We start from the raw sequence: 17063 nt of genomic DNA, 5'->3' as shown, positions 1-17063 counted from the left end.
CTGCGCGCGCCTCCGGTCGGGCTACGCCCGCCCTCCGCCGCACGCAGCGCAAGGCCATCTTCAACAAACCAACATCATATCCGAAAAGGGGTCCCTCTTCGACGCCGATCGGGGGTCCCTTTTGAACGCCGTTTGACACGGCAGAGCGTTCATTCGGTGTCGTCGACACGGTCATCGCGAATGCCGGCGCCAGTCCCGCTGGAAGCGCGCTCGGGCTTTCGGTCGACGATTTCGATCTCACGGTGAGCGTGAACCTGCGCGGTGTCTTTTTGACGGTGCGCGAGGGCGCGCGGCGTATGGTGGCCAGCGACATAGGCTCAACAGGGTCCGGACGCGTCGTGCTGATACGCTCGGTTATTCCAAACTTTTGTGCTGTTGGAGGATGTCTATGGTCTAAGTGGTCAGCAGCGAGTCATTAGTGAAGCGGCGAAGCAGTATGATATTTCAGTGGATTGCGTGGAGCGTATCGCAAGGAACGCGACAATCGACCACCCGGGGTGGGTTCCATAACTTCAGTAAGTATCGACGAGGGCAGGCCATGCCCGGCTCCTAAAGGGCTCTATGGTGAAGGGTTGAGGCTTACCGGTCTATGGCGGAAATCATTGTCAGCATAACCAATCAGCACCGCGCTACCAAAACTTCCCAGTGATTTGAGTGCCCATCACTCTCACTTCGGGTGCACCATCGATCATTTGAATTCGAAGAGGGTCGGTTCGTCGGGGGCCGGGGTTTCGATGACCAGCAGGCCGAGGTGCATCGCCTGCGTTATCAGGTGCGCGCGGTTTCGCGCATTCAGTTTCAGACGGACATTTTCGATGTGTCGCTCCACGGTGCGTGGCGCGATACTGATTTCGAGCGCAATCTGTTTGGCCGACCACCCGACGGCGACCAGTTCCAGGATTTGATGCTCGCGAAAAGTTAGATGCGGTTCAACATTCAAGGCGTTTCGATGCACGGCGCAATCCCCTGACACCCAAGGCGTGGACAATGGCGACCGACAAGCAGCTTTAACGCGCGGCAATGCCGCTACCCCACCTGCTCTGCGTGCATAATATCGCTTTGCGTCCTGTTTAGCAATTAACTCGGCTTGGCAGGAAATGTAGCGGCACTGTTGATGCCGTTTTGCCTATGATACTGGAATCAAATGCTATATTCTAAATAACTGCTAAGGAATTATACGTAGTGATTTTTGCTAGGTTAATTGGGCACGCGAATTCCTACGTCTTTCTTCGGATGGATTCACGATGCCCAAAGGCACATGAGACTCGCAAATGGGGTCGCCGCAATACCAATTCAGTTGGAGACGTGGCGTGCAAGGTCTGGCAGAATTTCACCGCGGGGGGATCCCCCAGGACACCATCCTAAAATTCCGGAAAGGAGAGATCATATTCTCTCAAGGCGATCCCGGGGATTGCTGGTTTGAAGTCGTGTCGGGCACCGTCCGCACATGCCATTTCCATCTCGACGGGCACCGCCAGTTGACGGGCTTCTTCTATCAGGGCGATGTCTTCGGTGTCGGATATGGCAACCGCGACGCGGCGGCCGAGGCGGTCACCAACACGATCCTGGCCCGCCGACCGGTGTCGAACGACGAACCCGCCGCGTCGGGGCAGAGCCGCGCGCTCGAACGCGCGCTCGACAGCGCGAATCAGTGCATCTTCCTGCTGGGGCGCCGTAACGCCAACGAGCGCGTTGCGGCCTTCCTGCTGATCGCGGCCAAGCGGTCGTCGGCGCTGGGCAGCATCCCGCTGCCGATGACGCGCAGCGATATCGCCGACCATCTGGGCCTGACGATCCACACCGTCAGCCGGACGATTTCGGGCTTTGTGCGTCAGGGCCTTATCGAACTCGAAGGGCCGCAATTGTGCCGCCTCGTCGATATCGAGGGGCTGCGCGCCATCGCCGGCGAAGAGATTGGCGCGGCGATCGACAATATCGCGGCGGTGCGCCAGCGCGGCGAGTTCGCCGGGCGGGGAGCGGGGCTGTGATCGTCCTGTCCTCGCCCGCGCGGCTGCGCCACATCGGCGTGGCCGCCGTCGGCCTCTCGGCCATTTTCGTCGTCTCCCCGGCAAGGGCCCAGGAAGCGCTGGCGCTCGAATGCCTGTGCGAGACGTTGCCCTTCCTCGACGCCGCGACGACGTGGCGCGCGGCTGCGGTCGCGGGGTCGGGCGGCGTTGCCGAAGGCCAGCCGGCGGCCAGCGTCGAAAGCGAGATCGAGGCGCAGCGCCGGATCATTGCCGAACAGCGCGCGCTGATTGACCAGCAGAACGTCATGCTCGCCGAGCAGCGGCAGCATATCGTGAAGATGCAGGGACAGCTGATCACCCAGCAGGCGCAGATCGACCGGCTCTCGTCCTTTGCGCTGGCCGAGGCGCCGCTCGACATGTTCCGCGGCACCGGCATGGGGCAGGGCGTCGGGCCCGGCCCGGCGCTTCCCGGTCCGGGCAGCACCGCCGTCGCGCTGCCCGACGCGCCCGTTGGCGAGGCGCCGCCGCCGAGCGAGTCGACCGCCGAACGCGTCGCGGCGGTTCCCGAAGGGCAGGGCGTGCTGACGCGCGCCGGCCATCTCATTTTCGAACCCTCGTTCGAATATACGCGCTCGTCGACCAACCGCCTGGTGTTTCGCGGGATCGAGCTGATCCCCGGAATCCAGATCGGGCTGATCGAGGCGACCGATGCCGACCGCGATACGCTCGTCGGGACCGGGTCGCTGCGGTACGGGATTTCTGACCGGCTCGAGGTCGAGGTTCGCGTTCCCTATCTTTATCGCAACGACCGCATCGAGGTCGTCCAGCAACGCGACGAGGGGATCGTCCGGTCGATTGCATTGCGCGAGGACGGGGTCGGCGATGCCGAGCTGTCGCTGCGCTATCAGTTCAACCGGCCGGTCGGCCAAAAGCCGATCTTCGTCGGTTCGCTGCGCGTCAAATCGGACACGGGCAAGGGGCCGTTCGACATCGGCTATGACGAGTTCGGCGTCGCGACGGGGCTCGCCACAGGGTCGGGTTTCTGGGCGGTGCAGCCGGGGCTCAACTTCCTGATGCCGTCGGACCCCGCCGTGATCTATGGCGGCGTCGCCTATCTCTACCATATCCCGCGCGACGTGAACAAACTGGTCGGCGAGGTTATGGTGGGACGCGTCGACCCGGGCGATGCGGTCAGCGCCAACGTCGGCTTCGGCTTTGCGCTCAATCCGCGCTTTTCCTTCTCGCTCGGCTATCGCCACAATTATATCTTCCCGACGCGGTCAGAGATTGGCGATACGATCCAGAAGTCGAACTATATCCACGTCGGTTCGCTTAATTTCGGAATGTCGTACCGCCTGACCGAGCGCGACGTGCTGAACCTCGGCTTCGAGATCGGGGTGACCGAGGATGCGCCCGACGTGTCGATCACCTTGCGCATGCCCTTTGGCGGGAAGCTCTAGGACCAATCGACATTCAGCCCTGAGGGCCTGCAAACGACGGCCTTCCGCGCGTCCGGTTCTCACGTGCCATTTGCACGCTGCGCTCCGGTTCATGGAAAACCGCCATTTTCGGCTCGTCATCTTCTGAATGTCGATCGGTCCCAGCCCCCACGTCCGGACGCGATGGACGACAGGAAGAAAAGCCCCGCCGGAAGGCGGGGCCAGTTGGACCGTCCCCGTCGAAACGGGAGCGGGGGGTCGTTCAGTTGCCGAGCGCGTTCACCGTCTGCGCGCCCATCACGGCGCCGATCGCGTCGCTCATCCGCGTGGTCGCCAGCGCGTCGCGGAAGCCTTCATAGCCGCTGATGTCGAGCACCGCGTCGACCTGCTGGTTCAGCGATACGTTGCTTGCGGTGTTGATCAGCACATTCTGGATCGCGTCGGTCTTCTGGATCAGCGCGGTCTGGCCGTTATTCGCGAGGAAGACCGACTCGTCGCCAACGCGCATCGTGATGCCGCCGCTCGTCAATATGCCGCCCTGGATCTGCGCCGCATCGACCGCGGTCAGCGCCGGCGAAACGAAGCGTTCGATCGTCGACCCCTCGGGCGTCCAGCTGATGATCGTGCGCAGCGCGAGCTCGTCGTTCACGAAACTGCGGATATCGGCGCCGAACGCGATGACCATCCCTTGGAACGCGAAGCCGCCGCGTTGCTCGGCCAGCACCTCGTCGGGCACCGTCGCGGCATCGGCCAGCGGGTCGTTGGCCGCCGCCGGCTCTCCAGCCGCAAGCAGCGCCGGGGCGAGAGCGAGCAGGAGGAGGCGTCGGGTCATGGCGGGTCTCATTTCACGGTGCCGACGCGCACATCGAGCAGGATCTGCGGCGTCAGTTGATATTGCGGGGGGAGGTTGGTCGTCAGATCGCCGATCGAGACGTGCAGCGAGCCATCCTTTTCGAGTGGGGCCTGCGACCAGGGACCCCAGTCGCCGGCGAGGTTGAAGGCCGGGCGTTTCTGGCCGCCCTCGACGATCGCGAGCGCGATGCCATTCCAGTGCTTCTCGAAATCCTTGAGCGAATATTCGTTGAGGCCGAGGACCGAGTCGCCGGTGAGCACGCGGTCGCCGCGGACGCCCTTGATCACAACGAAATGCTTGAAGCCCTTGAGGTCCATCAGCACGATCGTCGGGCGCTTGACCTGCTTCAATTGTTCGGCCGTGATCCGGAAGCCTTCGGCGCGATAGCCGCGCGAGGCGAGGTAGGTTTTCATGTCGAGCATCGAGAAGCCGACCTTGCGGATCGCCTCGCGGTCGCCCTTTTCCCACATCGCGCGGAAGGGCATCGTTTCCGACGTCGGTTCGCCATAATGATAGGTGAGGAGCGTCGCGAGCGCCGCGGATCCGCAGCTGAAATCGTAACGCTGGCGGATGACCGACCGGAAGGGGATGTCCCACCAGGTCATGACCTGGAGCTGGTAGCTGCCGCCGGTCTCTGGCCCGGTAAGCCGGACCTCGGCGGCTGCGGGCGCCGCCGCGAGGGCACACAACAGGCCCGCGATCAAGGCGCGCATGGGCCGCACGGCGACCTCAGTTGCCGAGGTTGATCGTCAGGTTCATGCCGCTCTGGGCACTGACCTGCGCGCCGGTGTTGATCAGCAGGTTGCCGACACCGTTGAAATTGGACAGGGCGAAATCGCTCAGCGTGACTGCACCTGCGGTATAGTCGCCCTTGAGGATGTTGCCGCTGACGATCGAATCCATCGTCTGGTTCGTGATGACCAGCGACTGGCCGCCGCGCTGCGTGTCGAGTTCGCGGTCGTTCAGCATCGGCGATTTGCGTTCGGGGCGCATCGGGATAGCCGGAGCCGCGTCAACCGGAACCGCATAGGAAAGCATGGGGCCGGCGGCGGGGGCTGCACTTTCGGGTGCGGCTGGTTGCGCGAAAACGGGGGCGGAAAAGCTTGCCAGGATCAGCAGAGCCGGAAGCGTCGCGGGTTTCATGACAGGAATACTCCTGAAAACTTCAAAAAAGGGTGATGGCCGGCGCCCCTGGGGGCAGGCGCGCCGACCATCCGGGGGGACGTGTTAGTCGCCGCCGCCGCCGCCGTTGCCGTCGCCACCGCCGGTGCCGAAGTTGACGGTGCCCTGCGCCGCGATGTTCGTCGCTGCCTGGGTATTGGCATTGATCCCGGTGTTCCATGCCGCATTCAGGATGCCGGCATAGGCTGCGAACGCATTGCCACGGACCGAGTTGTTGCCGCTCTGGTAGCCGACGTTCGTGTCGCTGTCGTCTTCACCGTCCATGTCGACGACTTCGTCGAGATTCTGGTTGGTGTTGTTGGCGCTCAGCGACTGGGTCGCGACAACGAGGCTGTTGCCGTTGAACGAGCCATTGCCGTCATTGTCCTGATCGTCGTCCGAGAAGGTGTCGGCAGCATTGTCCTGAACAAACAGGTCGATCAGGTCGTTCACAACGACCGTGTCATTGTCGCTGTTATTCCCCGACGCCCCATTGTTGTTGGCGTCATTTTCGGCTTGAGTTTGCGCAAATGCCGGCGCGGCCGTTGCGGCGAGTGCGATTGCCGACACCGCAAGCATGACTTTCTTGATCATGACTATTTCCTCTCAAAAAGGGGATGGCTCGCGATGCCCCATGGCATGGCTGATGCGGATCCTCCCCGACTCCGTCCGCATCGGTGCGAACAAGGCGATCATGATCCGCCGCGACGCGAACCGCTTTGCGAATTGGCAATGTCGGGGGTGGAGAAATACCCAGATGATATCGGTGGGAGGATTGCGCGGCGTCAGACCGTCACGTCGGCGCGCATCGTCGCCCGTCCCGCCGCGTCGCGCGCCCACAGCCGCGCCCCCGCGCCTTCGTGCGCGAGGCACAGGTCGAAAGGTGCCCCGTCGATCAGCGGCGCTTCGGCGCGAAAGCGGAAATGGCGCGGCGCGGCGCCGGGGCCGACACGCAGAAAGTGGTCCATCAGCAGCGTCGCGATCAGCGGGCCATGGACGACGAGTCCCGCATAACCCTCGACGTCGCGCGCATAGTCGCGATCGTAATGGATACGATGCGCGTTGAAGGTGAGCGCCGAGTAGCGGAACAGCATCACCGGATCGGGAACGACGCTGCGCGTCGCGTCGCTGGAGTCGGGTATCGCGGGAGCGACGGCCACGGGGGACGGTGCCGACGCCCCTGCGGGCGCGCGAAAGACGATGTCCTGCTCTTCGCGGATCGCCGCCACGCCGTCCGCCGCGATATCGTGGCGCAGCGTGACGAACAGGAGGTCGCCGCTCGCGCCGCGCTTGGGTTTGATCGCGTCGATGGTGGTGACGCGGGTGAGCGCGGCGCCGACCGCGACCGGCGACAGATATTCGATGCGGCTTCCCGCCCACATCCGGCGGGGCAGCGGTACGGGCGGCAGCAGACTATGCTCATCGCGGCGCGGGTGGCCGTCGGCGCCGATGACCGACTGGCGCGCGTCGGGCAGGAAATAGAGCCAGTGGCCGAGCGGCGGGACGATATCCGGAACCGCGTCATGGTCGAGCAGCGCGGCAAGTCCGCGGAGCGGCGCGATGGTGGCGATATCCTCGCGCGTTTCGCTGCGGCCGACCCAGGCGGAATAATCCTCCATCAGAAACTCTTGGGAAGACCGAGCGCGTGGGTCGCGACATGGCTCAGGATCAAATTCGTGCTGATCGGCGCGACCTGATAAAGGCGCGTCTCGCGGAACTTGCGCTCGATGTCATATTCCTCGGCAAAGCCGAAGCCGCCGTGCGTCTGGATGCACATGTCGGCGGCGTACCAGCTCGCCTCCGACGCGAGCATCTTCGCCATATTCGCCTCGGTCCCGCCATCCTGCCCTGCGTCGAATAGCCGCGCCGCCTTGTCGACCATTTCGGCGGCGGCGGCGATCTGGACATAGGCGCGCGCGATCGGGAACTGGATACCCTGATTCTCGCCGATCGCGCGGCCGAAAACCGACCGGTCTTTCGCATAAGCGGTCGCGCGGTCGATGAAGAAGCGCCCGTCGCCGATACATTCGGACGCGATCAGGATGCGCTCGGCGTTCATGCCCGAAAGGATATAGCGAAAGCCCTTGCCTTCCTCGCCGATCAGGTTCGCGGCCGGGACTTCGAGATCGTCGAAGAAGAGTTCGGTCGTTGCATGGTTGAGCATCGTGCGGACGGGGCGGATCGTCAGGCCGTTACCCTGCGCCTCGCGCATATCGACGAGCAGGACGCTCATCCCGTCCGATGGTTTTGCGCATTCCTCGCGCGGGGTGGTGCGGCACAGGAGGACCATCAGGTCCGAATGTTCGGCGCGGCTGATCCAGATTTTCTGGCCGTTGACGATATATTTGTCGCCGACCCGCTTCGCGAAGGTGCGGATGCGCGTCGTGTCGGTGCCCGCGGTCGGTTCGGTGACGCCGAAGGCTTGCAGGCGCAGCTCGCCGCTGGCGATCGCGGGCAAATAGGTCTGCTTCTGCGCTTCGGAGCCGTGCTTGAGCAAGGTTCCCATCGTGTACATCTGCGCGTGGCAGGCGCCGCCGTTGCAGCCCGACCGGTGGATTTCCTCGAGCACCGCGGTCGCGGCGCCGAGCCCGAGGCCCGATCCGCCATAGGCTTCGGGGATTAGAACCGAGAGGAAACCCGCTTCGGTGAGCGTACGGACGAACTCGGTCGGATAGATGCGGTCGCGATCGAGCCGTTGCCAATATTCGCCGGGGAAACCGGCGCACAGGCGGCGCACCGCGTCGCGGATTTCGGGAAAGCTCTGCGGCTGGGCTTCGGACATCGGCTTTCGGCTCTCCCCTGATCGTCGGGGAGAGCCTTAGAATGCGAAGCTGTTTCGGTGCAACTGAAACAAATGTCAGATGGAGGGCAGGTCGAGCCCTTTCTCGCGCGCGCAGTCGATCGCGATCTCGTATCCCGCGTCGGCGTGGCGCATCACGCCGGTGCCGGGATCGTTCCACAGCACGCGTTCGAGGCGCTTCGCGGCTTCGGGCGTGCCGTCGGCGACGATCACCATGCCGCTGTGCTGCGAATAGCCCATGCCGACGCCGCCACCATGATGGAGCGACACCCAGGTCGCGCCCGATGCGGTGTTGAGGAGCGCGTTGAGCAAGGGCCAGTCCGAAACCGCGTCCGATCCGTCACGCATCGCCTCGGTCTCGCGGTTCGGCGAGGCGACCGAGCCCGAGTCGAGATGGTCGCGGCCGATCACGACGGGCGCTTTAAGCTCGCCCGACGCGACCATCTGGTTGAAGGCGAGGCCGAGGCGGTGGCGGTCGCCGAGTCCGACCCAGCAGATGCGCGCGGGCAGGCCTTGGAACTGGATTTTCTCGCGCGCCATGTCGAGCCAGTTGTGGAGGTGCTTGTTGTCGGGGAGCAGCTCCTTCACCTTGGCGTCGGTCTTGTAGATGTCCTCGGGATCGCCCGACAGCGCCGCCCAGCGGAAGGGACCGATGCCGCGGCAGAAGAGTGGGCGGACATAGGCGGGGACGAAGCCGGGGAAATCGAAGGCATTTTCGACGCCCTCGTCCTTCGCCATCTGGCGGATGTTGTTGCCATAGTCGGTCGTCGGCACCCCCGCGGCTTGCAGGTCGAGCATCGCCTGCACATGCACCGCCATCGATGCTTTCGCGGCCTTGGCGACCGCGGCCGGATCGCTCTCGCGCTTCGAAAACCATTGGTCGAGGGTCCAGCCCGCGGGGAGGTACCCGTTGACCGGGTCGTGCGCCGAGGTCTGGTCGGTCAAGAGGTCGGGGCGGATGCCGCGGCGGACGATCTCGGGCAGGATCTCGGCGGCGTTGCCGAGCAGGCCGACCGACACGGGCTTGCCCTCGGCATGGCTTGCTTCGATCATCGCGATCGCCGCGTCGATGGATGAGGCCTGCTTGTCGAGATAGCCGGTGCGCAGGCGCATCTCGATGCGGCTCGGCTGGCATTCGATCGCGAGGCAGCTCGCGCCCGCCATCACCGCGGCGAGCGGCTGCGCGCCGCCCATGCCGCCGAGGCCGGCGGTGAGGAGCCAGCGTCCGGCGAGGCTGCCACCATAATGCTGGCGGCCCATTTCGACGAAGGTTTCGTAGGTGCCCTGAACGATGCCCTGGCTGCCGATGTAGATCCAGCTGCCCGCGGTCATCTGGCCGTACATCATCAGGCCCTTTTTATCGAGCTCGTGGAAATGCTCCCAATTCGCCCATTCGGGGACGAGGTTCGAATTGGCGAGCAGCACGCGCGGGGCATTTTCGTGGGTGCGGAAGACGCCGACGGGCTTGCCCGACTGGATGAGCAAAGTCTCGTCGCCTTCGAGCCGCTTCAGCGTCTCGACGATCCGGTCGTAGCTTTCCCAGTCGCGCGCGGCGCGGCCGATGCCGCCATAGACGACGAGCTCGTGCGGCGCCTCGGCGACGTCGGGATGAAGGTTGTTCATCAGCATCCGCATCGGGGCCTCGGTGAGCCAGCTTTTCGCGCTGATCTCGGGGCCGGTTGCCGGGCGGATCACGCGGCTGTTGTCGAGCCTCTGATTGAGGGGGCGGGTCATGCTTTTCCTTTCGCAAAATCGAGGGTCGCGCTGATCACTTGCTCCAGCACGGGCCGGATCGCGGGATTGGGGGCGAGCGGCGCGGTTTCGGTCAGCGCGGCGGATTCGGTCATGTAACCGCGCTGCGCGAGTTCCATCTGGATCGCGTGCACGCCTTCTTCGGGGCGGCCATAGTGGCGCGTCGTCCAGCCGCCCTTGAAGCGGCCGTTGACGACATGGCTGTGGCCGCTCGCCGCGCAGATGTTCGCGATCACGGTTTCGAGTTCGGGGGCGCAGGTCGCGCTATCGTTGCTGCCGATGTTGAATTGCGGGAGCTCGCCGTCGAACAGGCGCGGCACATGGCTGCGGATCGAGTGCGCGTCGTAGAGGACGATGCGGCCATGCTGCGCCTTCAGCCGGTCGATCTCGCCCGCGAGCGCTTCGTGATACGGCCGGTGATAAAGGTGGAGGCGCTGCGTGATCTCGGTCTCGTCGGGGCCGCCGAAGCGATAGAGCGGCTCGCCGTCGAAGGTCGTGGTCGGGCACAGCTCGGTTGTCGCCTGTCCGGGATAGAGCGACACGCCCGACGGGTCGCGGTTCATGTCGATCACACTGCGCGAGATGTCGGTCGCGACCAATGTTGCGCCGAGGTCGGCGGCGAAGGCGTAAAGTTCGGCAATCCACCAGTCGGTGTCGAGCTGTGCGCGCCAGGGCGAAACGAACTGGTCGTCGAGCCCGGCGAGCTCGGTGCCGCCGTGCGGGAAGGCGAGGATGAGCGGCGCGTCGCCGCGATGGACGCGCAGCCAGTCCATCAGGCGAGTCCCGGCAGGCGCGCGGGAACCGCGACGACGAGGCTGCCCGTGCGGATCAATGCGGTCGCGGCTTCCATGTCGGGATGGAAATGCCGGTCGTCTTCGAGCGTCGGGACCGCGGCGCGGAGGTGCCGGTGCGCGGCTTCGAGCGCGTCGCTCGATTTCAGCGGCGCGTGGAAATCGATCCCCTGGCACGCCGCGAGCAGTTCGATGCCGATCACCGCGCTGGCATTGTCGGCCATGTCGAGCAGGCGGCGCGCGCCGTGCGCGGCCATCGAGACATGGTCTTCCTGATTTGCCGAGGTCGGGATCGAGTCGACGCTCGCGGGATAGGCGCGCTGCTTGTTCTCGCTGACGAGCGCGGCGGCGGTAACCTGCGGGATCATGAAGCCCGAATTGAGGCCGGGGCGCGGGGTGAGGAAGGCGGGGAGACCCGAGAGCGCGGGGTCGACGAGCATCGCGATGCGGCGCTCCGAAATCGACCCGATCTCGCACAATGCCATCGCGATCATGTCGGCGGCGAAGGCGACGGGCTCAGCGTGGAAATTGCCGCCCGACAGCGCCTCGTCGGTGTCGGCGAAGATCAGCGGGTTGTCCGACACGCCGTTGGCCTCGATGCCCAGTGTCGTGCCGGCCTGCCGGAGCAGGTCGAGGGCGGCGCCCATCACCTGCGGCTGGCAGCGGAGGCAATAGGGGTCCTGCACGCGCGGATCGTCGATAGCGTGCGAGGCACGGATCGCTGATCCCGCCATCAGCGTGCGCAACGTATCGCCGACCTCGCGCTGCCCGGCATGGCCGCGCAGCGCATGGATGCGCGCGTCGAAGGGTGCGTCGGAGCCTTTGGCCGCCTCGGTCGAGAGCGCGCCGGTAATCAGCGCCGAGCGGAAGATGGTTTCGGCGCGGAACAGGCCGGCGAGCGCGTTGGCGGTCGAGAATTGCGTGCCGTTGAGCAGCGCGAGCCCTTCCTTGGGGCCGAGGTCGAGCGAGACGAGGCCAGCCTGCGCCAGCGCGTCGGCGGCGGGCAGGGTCTGGCCGCCGACCTCGATTTCGCCGACGCCGATCATCGCCGCGGCCATGTGCGACAGCGGCGCGAGGTCGCCGCTCGCGCCGACCGAACCCTGCGACGGGACGACGGGAGTGAGGCCCAGTTCGAGCATCGCTTCGATCATCGCGACCGTCTCGCGGCGCACGCCCGAGGCGCCCATGCCGAAGCTCGCGAGCTTGAGCGCCATCATCAGCCGCACGATGGGGGCGGGCGACGGCGCGCCGGTGCCCGCGGCGTGGCTGAGCACAATATTGCGCTGGAGCGTCGACAGCTCGTCGTCGGCGATGCGGACGCTCGCGAGCTTTCCGAAGCCGGTGTTGATGCCGTAGACGGGCGCGCCCTTCGCGACGATGCGCGCGACCGCGGCGGCGCTCGCGTCGATCGCGTCCCATGCGCCGTCGCTCAATTCGGCGCTCGCGCCCTCATAGATTTCGCGCCAGTCGGCGAGCGTCATGGCGCCGGGGGTGATGATCATTGTCCGTCCTTGATGCGTTGGTGAAGCGGGTTGAAGCCGATGCGGTAGACCAGCTCGGCGGGGTCGGTGACGTCCCAGATCGCGAGGTCGCACGCCTTGCCGGGCTCGAGCGTGCCGGTTTCGGCGGACAGGCCGAGCGCGGCGGCGGCGTTGACCGTGACGCCGCGCAGCGCTTCGACCACCGTCAGCCCGAACAAGGTCGCGCCCATGTTGAGCATCAGCAGCAGCGAAGTCGTCGGCGAGGTGCCGGGGTTGTTGTCGGTCGCGAGCGCGATGCGCGTCCCGTGGCGGCGCATCGCGTCGATCGGCGGCAATTTGGTCTCGCGCATGAAATAATAGGCGCCGGGAAGCAGCACCGCGACGGTGCCCGCCGCGGCCATCGCGCGGACATCGTCGTCGGTCGCATGTTCGAGATGGTCGGCTGAGAGCGCGCCGTGCCGCGCGGCGAGTGCGCTGCCGTGGAGCGCCGACAATTGTTCGGCGTGGAGCTTGACCGCGAGGCCGTGCGCCTTGGCCGCCTCGATCACGCGCTCGCATTGCGCGGGCGAGAAGCCGATGCCTTCGCAAAAGGCGTCGACCGCGGTCGCGAGCGGCGCGGCGGCGGGGATCATCTCGCCGACGACGAGGTCGATATAGGCGTCGCTGTCGCCCTTATGTTCGGGGGGCAGCGCATGGGCGCCGAGGAAGGTCGGCTCGACGCGGATGTTGCGGTGCTCGCCGAGCGCGCGCGCGGCGCGCAGCATCTTGAGCTCGTCGTCGGTCGAAAGCCCGTAGCCCGACTTGATTTCGATCGTCGTGACGCCCTCGGCGATCAATGCGTCGAGGCGGGGCAGGGCGCTTGCGATAAGATCATCTTCGCTAGCTTCGCGCGTCGCGCGCATTGTCGAGACGATGCCGCCGCCCGCACGGGCAATCTCTTCATAGCTCGCGCCTTCGAGGCGCATCGCCCATTCGTTCGCGCGGTTGCCGCCGTGGACGAGGTGCGTGTGGCAGTCGATCAGGCCCGGGGTGATCAGCCGGCCTTCGCAGTCGACGACCTTTTGCGCGGTCGCCGGGGCGCCGTCGGCGGGGCCAGCGTAGACGATCCGGCCATTCGCTGCCGCCACGACGCCATCGTCGATCAGGCCGAGTGCGTCGTCGGCCATCGTTGCGAGTCGGGCGTTGATCCAGATCTGCTCCATCTGGACAGTGTCGTTCGAATGCGCCATTATGTCTAGACATAATATGAGGACGGACGATGACTTCTCTCTGGTTCGAACGCGCGTGGCTTCGCAACGATTGGAAAAAGGACGTGCGCCTGCACATCGCCGACGGCCGGATTGCGAAGGTCGAGGTCGGGGTCGAGGCGGCCGAGGGCGACGATCGTCACCGCGTCGGCCTGCCGGGGCTATGCAACGTCCACAGCCACGGCTTCCAGCGCGGGATGGCGGGGCTTTCGGAGCGCCGCAGCCGTCCCGACGACAATTTCTGGAGCTGGCGCGAGATCATGTACCGCTTCCTCGACCGGCTGACGCCCGAGGATGTCGCGGCGATCACCGCGCAGGCCTATGCCGAGATGCTCGAAACGGGCTTCACGCGCGTCGGCGAGTTTCATTACCTGCATCACGATCCGGCAGGCGCGGCCTATGCCGACCCGGCCGAGATGGCGGGGGCGATTGCGCAGGCGAGCGCGGCGACGGGGATCGGGCTGACGCTGCTTCCCGTTTTCTATGCGCACGGCAACTTCGGCGCCGCGGCGCCGAGCCCCGGCCAGCGGCGCTTCCTCAATGACATCGACGGCTTTGCCAAGCTTCTCGGCGCTTCGCGGTCGAAGCTGTCGGGCGACGCGAATTTGGGGGTCGCGCCGCACTCGCTGCGCGCGGTGACGCCCGAAGAACTGACCGCATTGCTGACCATGTCGCCGACGGGGCCGGTGCATATCCACGCCGCCGAGCAGGTGAAGGAGGTCGCCGATTGCGTCGCGTGGAGCGGCGCGCGGCCGGTCGAATGGCTGCTCGACAACACCGGGGTCGACGAACGCTGGTGCCTGATCCATTCGACGCATCTCGACGAGCGCGAAGTGGTGCGGCTCGCCGCGAGCGGCGCGGTCGCGGGGCTGTGCCCGATCACCGAAGGCAATCTGGGCGACGGCATCTTCCCGGCGGTCGATTACCTCGCTGCGAGCGGGCGTTTCGGGATCGGCACCGACAGCAACATCCTCGTCGACGCGGCGCAGGAACTGCGCGCGCTCGAATATTCGCAGCGGCTGGCGCAGCGCGCACGCGCGTTGCTGGCGCGCGAGGACGCGCCGTTCGTCGGGGCGAACCTGTTCGGACATGCGGTGACGGGGGGCGCGCACGCGCTCGGCGTGTCCGCGGGTCTCGCCGTCGGCCATGCCGCCGACATCGTGTCGCTCGACCTCGATCATCCCGCCTTTGCCGGGACCGACGATGCGACCTTACTCGATCGCTGGATTTTCGCCGCGCGCGCAGGCGCGATCGACGGCGTGTGGCGCGCGGGCGTCAAATGCGTCGAGAAGGGTCGTCATGTCGATGCCGAACCCATCGCCGCCGCCTATCGCGCGTGCGTCGCGCGGTTGCTCGCGTGAACCCCGCACGGCGCATCCGCGAAGAGATCGCCGCCTCGATCCAGTCGGGCGAGTGGCGCCCCGGCGACCGCGTGCCCACCGAACAGGAACTCGCGGCGCGCTATGGCTGCGCGCGCGCGACGGTGAGCAAGGCGCTCGGCGAACTCGCCGCCTCGGGGCTGGTCGAGCGGCGCCGCAAGGCGGGGACTTTCGTGGCGCATCCGCCAGTCCATTCGGCGGTGATGACGGTGCCCGACCTTGCCGAGCTGATCGCGGCGCGCGGCGAGGCCTATTGCTGGGAGTTGGCGTCGCTCGAAGCTGCGGACGCGGCTGACGACCTGTTTGCCGGACCGGCGTTGCGGATCGAGGGCGTGCACCGGGCGGCGGGCGAGCCCTTCGCGCTCGAACGCCGCTTCATCGCGCTCGGTGAAGTGCCCGCGGCGGCGGGGGCGGACTTCGCGAAGGAGGCGCCGGGAACCTGGCTGCTCGGTCATATCCCCTGGACGCAGGCGCGGCACGTCATCCGGGCGGTGAACCCGGTGCGAAAGGAGGCGGCGCTGCTGGGGATCGGTCCCGGCGCGGCGTGCCTCGAACTCGACCGCACGACGTGGCGCGCGGGCCGCGTCGTCACGCATGTCCGGCAATTGTTCCGCGGCGACCGTTTCGATCTGGTGGCCGAATTCAACGCGGGGCCGTGACTGCGCTGTTCCCGTGGGGAACCATCGGGACGATGCGCAGCATCGCGATGGCCGCGATCACCCATGCCGCCGCCGCGAAACCCATCGTGTAGACAGGCTCGCCGGGGAAGAGCGCTTTCATGACCTGCCCCATCACCGTCGCGACCAGCAGCTGCGGCACGACGACGAAGATGTTGAACAGTCCCATATAAATGCCGAGCTTGGCCTGCGGCAGGTTCGAGGCGAGGATCGCATAGGGCATGGCGAGGATCGACGCCCAGGCGATGCCGATCGCGATTTCGGACACGAGCAGCGCTTGCGGGTCGCGCAGGAAAAGGAAGCTCGCGAACCCCGCCGCGCCGACGAGCAGGCAGATCATGTGCGTGCGCGCCTGCCCGACGCGCCGCGACAGCCAGGGGAGGAGGGTGAGCGCGGCGATCGCCGCAACGGCGTTATAGGCGGCGAACAGGACGCCGACCCAGTTTCCCCCTGCCTGGTAGGCGGGCGACGCGGGATCGCTGCTGCCGAACATATATTGCGCGACCACCGGCGTGGTGTTGATCCACATGATGAACAGCGCCGACCAGCTGAAGAATTGCACCAGCGCGAGTTTCTTCATCACCGGCGGCATGCCCGCGAAATCGCCGACGATATGCGCGAGCATGTTGTTGCTGCGCCCCGCACGCGCGAGCGCGATCGCGGTCGCGCTGGCGAGGCCATAGCCCGCGACGAGCGTGGCGAGCAGATACATTTCCTTTTCGAGGCGGAACTCGGCGACAAGGAAGGCAATGGCAAGGCCGGCGGCCGCCCAAATCGCGCTGCCGGTGAAGCCGCGCGCAGCGAGCAGGCGGAGGGTGTCGGGGCTGTCGGCGACGGTATCGCTCTCGGCGAAGGCCGCCATGTCTTCGGGCGAATATTCGCGCGTCGTGAGAACGGTCCACAGCACCGAAAGGAAGAAAGCGAGGCCGCCGGCCCAGAAGCTGTAGCGCACCGTGTCGGGGATCGACCCCGGCGGCGCGGTGTTGGCGATGCCGAACTGGTCGAGCAGCCAGGGAAAGGCCGATCCTGCGACCGCGCCGACGCCGATGAAGAAGGTCTGTACCGCATAGCCGATGCTGTGCTGGTCGCGGCGCAGCATGTCGCCGACAAAGGCGCGAAACGGCTCCATCGAAACATTGATCGACGCATCGAGCACCCAGAGCATCAGCACCGAGAACCAGAGCACCGAGGATTCGGGCATGATGAACAGCGCGAGCGCGGCGAGGATCGCGCCGGCGAGGAAATAGGGGCGGCGGCGCCCGAGGCGTCCGAGCCAGGTGCGGTCGGACATATGGCCGATGACCGGCTGGACGAGCAGGCCGGTGAGCGGCGCGGCGATCCACAGCGCGGGCAGCGATTCGAGTTCGGCGCCGAGCGTCTGGAAGATGCGGCTCATGTTCGCATTTTGCAGCGCGAAGCCGATCTGGATTCCCAGAAAACCGAAGCTGATGTTCCACAGGCCCCGAAAGCCCTGCCGCGGCTTTTCCATCTCACTCTCCCCGGCGGCGGCTGATGC

General features: G+C 66.0%; 16 protein-coding genes and 1 pseudogene. 5 read left to right on the top strand and 12 right to left on the bottom strand.

Annotation, left to right across the window (positions count from 1 at the left end):
* Positions 1 to 143: 143 nt before the first annotated feature.
* Positions 144 to 419: pseudogene (locus VGN62_RS08705) on the top strand (SDR family NAD(P)-dependent oxidoreductase); the annotation flags it as partial.
* Positions 420 to 688: 269 nt separating this feature from the next.
* Here the strand turns inward: VGN62_RS08705 and VGN62_RS08700 are convergent.
* Positions 689 to 955 (bottom strand): helix-turn-helix transcriptional regulator, encoded by a 267-nt coding sequence (locus VGN62_RS08700; protein ID WP_327452773.1) that lies wholly within the window; start codon positions 953 to 955, stop codon positions 689 to 691.
* A gap of 316 nt (positions 956 to 1271) precedes the next feature.
* Here VGN62_RS08700 and VGN62_RS08695 point away from each other — a divergent pair, with 316 nt between their 5' ends.
* Positions 1272 to 1988, top strand: a complete 717-nt coding sequence (locus tag VGN62_RS08695) for a helix-turn-helix domain-containing protein (protein WP_327452771.1) — start codon at positions 1272 to 1274, stop codon at positions 1986 to 1988.
* Positions 1985 to 3427, top strand: a complete 1443-nt coding sequence (locus VGN62_RS08690; RefSeq protein WP_327452769.1) for a hypothetical protein — start codon at positions 1985 to 1987, stop codon at positions 3425 to 3427. Before VGN62_RS08695 ends, VGN62_RS08690 begins: the two co-directional genes overlap by 4 nt.
* A gap of 241 nt (positions 3428 to 3668) precedes the next feature.
* Here VGN62_RS08690 and VGN62_RS08685 read toward each other — a convergent pair whose 3' ends face one another.
* From VGN62_RS08685 to hutI, 10 genes are all read right to left on the bottom strand, one after another.
* The gene (locus VGN62_RS08685; RefSeq protein WP_327452767.1) at positions 3669 to 4238 is read right to left on the bottom strand and encodes a hypothetical protein; all 570 of its coding nucleotides are present in this window, start codon (positions 4236 to 4238) and stop codon (positions 3669 to 3671) included.
* 8 nt (positions 4239 to 4246) lie between these two features.
* Entirely contained in the window at positions 4247 to 4972 is a 726-nt protein-coding gene (locus VGN62_RS08680) for a C39 family peptidase (protein WP_327452765.1), read from the bottom strand.
* 16 nt (positions 4973 to 4988) lie between these two features.
* Positions 4989 to 5402 carry a hypothetical protein gene (locus tag VGN62_RS08675; RefSeq protein WP_327452763.1) on the bottom strand — a complete coding sequence of 138 codons (414 nt, stop codon included), beginning with the start codon at positions 5400 to 5402 and terminating at the stop codon, positions 4989 to 4991.
* Between the two features lie 84 nt (positions 5403 to 5486).
* Entirely contained in the window at positions 5487 to 6014 is a 528-nt protein-coding gene (locus tag VGN62_RS08670; protein WP_327452761.1) for a hypothetical protein, read from the bottom strand.
* A 191-nt stretch (positions 6015 to 6205) separates the two neighbouring features.
* Positions 6206 to 7039, bottom strand: coding sequence for an FAS1-like dehydratase domain-containing protein (locus VGN62_RS08665; protein ID WP_327452758.1), 834 nt, complete (start codon positions 7037 to 7039; stop codon positions 6206 to 6208).
* Complete coding sequence (locus VGN62_RS08660; protein WP_327452754.1) at positions 7039 to 8202, bottom strand: acyl-CoA dehydrogenase family protein; 1164 nt, start codon at positions 8200 to 8202, stop codon at positions 7039 to 7041. Before VGN62_RS08660 ends, VGN62_RS08665 begins: the two co-directional genes overlap by 1 nt.
* Positions 8203 to 8277: 75 nt before the next feature.
* The gene (hutU, locus tag VGN62_RS08655) at positions 8278 to 9954 is read right to left on the bottom strand and encodes a urocanate hydratase (RefSeq protein ID WP_327452752.1); all 1677 of its coding nucleotides are present in this window, start codon (positions 9952 to 9954) and stop codon (positions 8278 to 8280) included.
* Positions 9951 to 10745 (bottom strand): N-formylglutamate deformylase, encoded by a 795-nt coding sequence (gene hutG / locus VGN62_RS08650; protein ID WP_327452750.1) that lies wholly within the window; start codon positions 10743 to 10745, stop codon positions 9951 to 9953. Before hutG ends, hutU begins: the two co-directional genes overlap by 4 nt.
* Positions 10745 to 12265 (bottom strand): histidine ammonia-lyase, encoded by a 1521-nt coding sequence (hutH, locus tag VGN62_RS08645; protein WP_327452748.1) that lies wholly within the window; start codon positions 12263 to 12265, stop codon positions 10745 to 10747. Before hutH ends, hutG begins: the two co-directional genes overlap by 1 nt.
* Positions 12262 to 13473 (bottom strand): imidazolonepropionase, encoded by a 1212-nt coding sequence (gene hutI / locus VGN62_RS08640; RefSeq protein ID WP_327452746.1) that lies wholly within the window; start codon positions 13471 to 13473, stop codon positions 12262 to 12264. The genes hutH and hutI overlap by 4 nt, the downstream gene beginning before the upstream one ends.
* A 29-nt stretch (positions 13474 to 13502) precedes the next feature.
* Between hutI and VGN62_RS08635 the strand changes: the two genes are divergently transcribed.
* Together VGN62_RS08635 and VGN62_RS08630 are read left to right on the top strand one after the other, a co-directional pair.
* Positions 13503 to 14852 carry a formimidoylglutamate deiminase gene (locus VGN62_RS08635; protein ID WP_327452744.1) on the top strand — a complete coding sequence of 450 codons (1350 nt, stop codon included), beginning with the start codon at positions 13503 to 13505 and terminating at the stop codon, positions 14850 to 14852.
* On the top strand, positions 14849 to 15529 hold the full coding sequence (locus VGN62_RS08630) for a UTRA domain-containing protein (RefSeq protein ID WP_327452742.1): 681 nt from the start codon (positions 14849 to 14851) through the stop codon (positions 15527 to 15529). Before VGN62_RS08635 ends, VGN62_RS08630 begins: the two co-directional genes overlap by 4 nt.
* Here the strand turns inward: VGN62_RS08630 and VGN62_RS08625 are convergent.
* Positions 15513 to 17036 carry an MFS transporter gene (locus VGN62_RS08625; RefSeq protein ID WP_327452740.1) on the bottom strand — a complete coding sequence of 508 codons (1524 nt, stop codon included), beginning with the start codon at positions 17034 to 17036 and terminating at the stop codon, positions 15513 to 15515. The genes VGN62_RS08630 and VGN62_RS08625 overlap by 17 nt on opposite strands.
* Positions 17037 to 17063: the final 27 nt, after the last annotated feature.

The sequence above is a fragment of the Sphingopyxis sp. genome (assembly GCF_035998905.1).
Taxonomy (GTDB): Bacteria; Pseudomonadota; Alphaproteobacteria; order Sphingomonadales; family Sphingomonadaceae; genus Sphingopyxis.
This window is presented reverse-complemented; position numbering and strand designations above follow the sequence as displayed.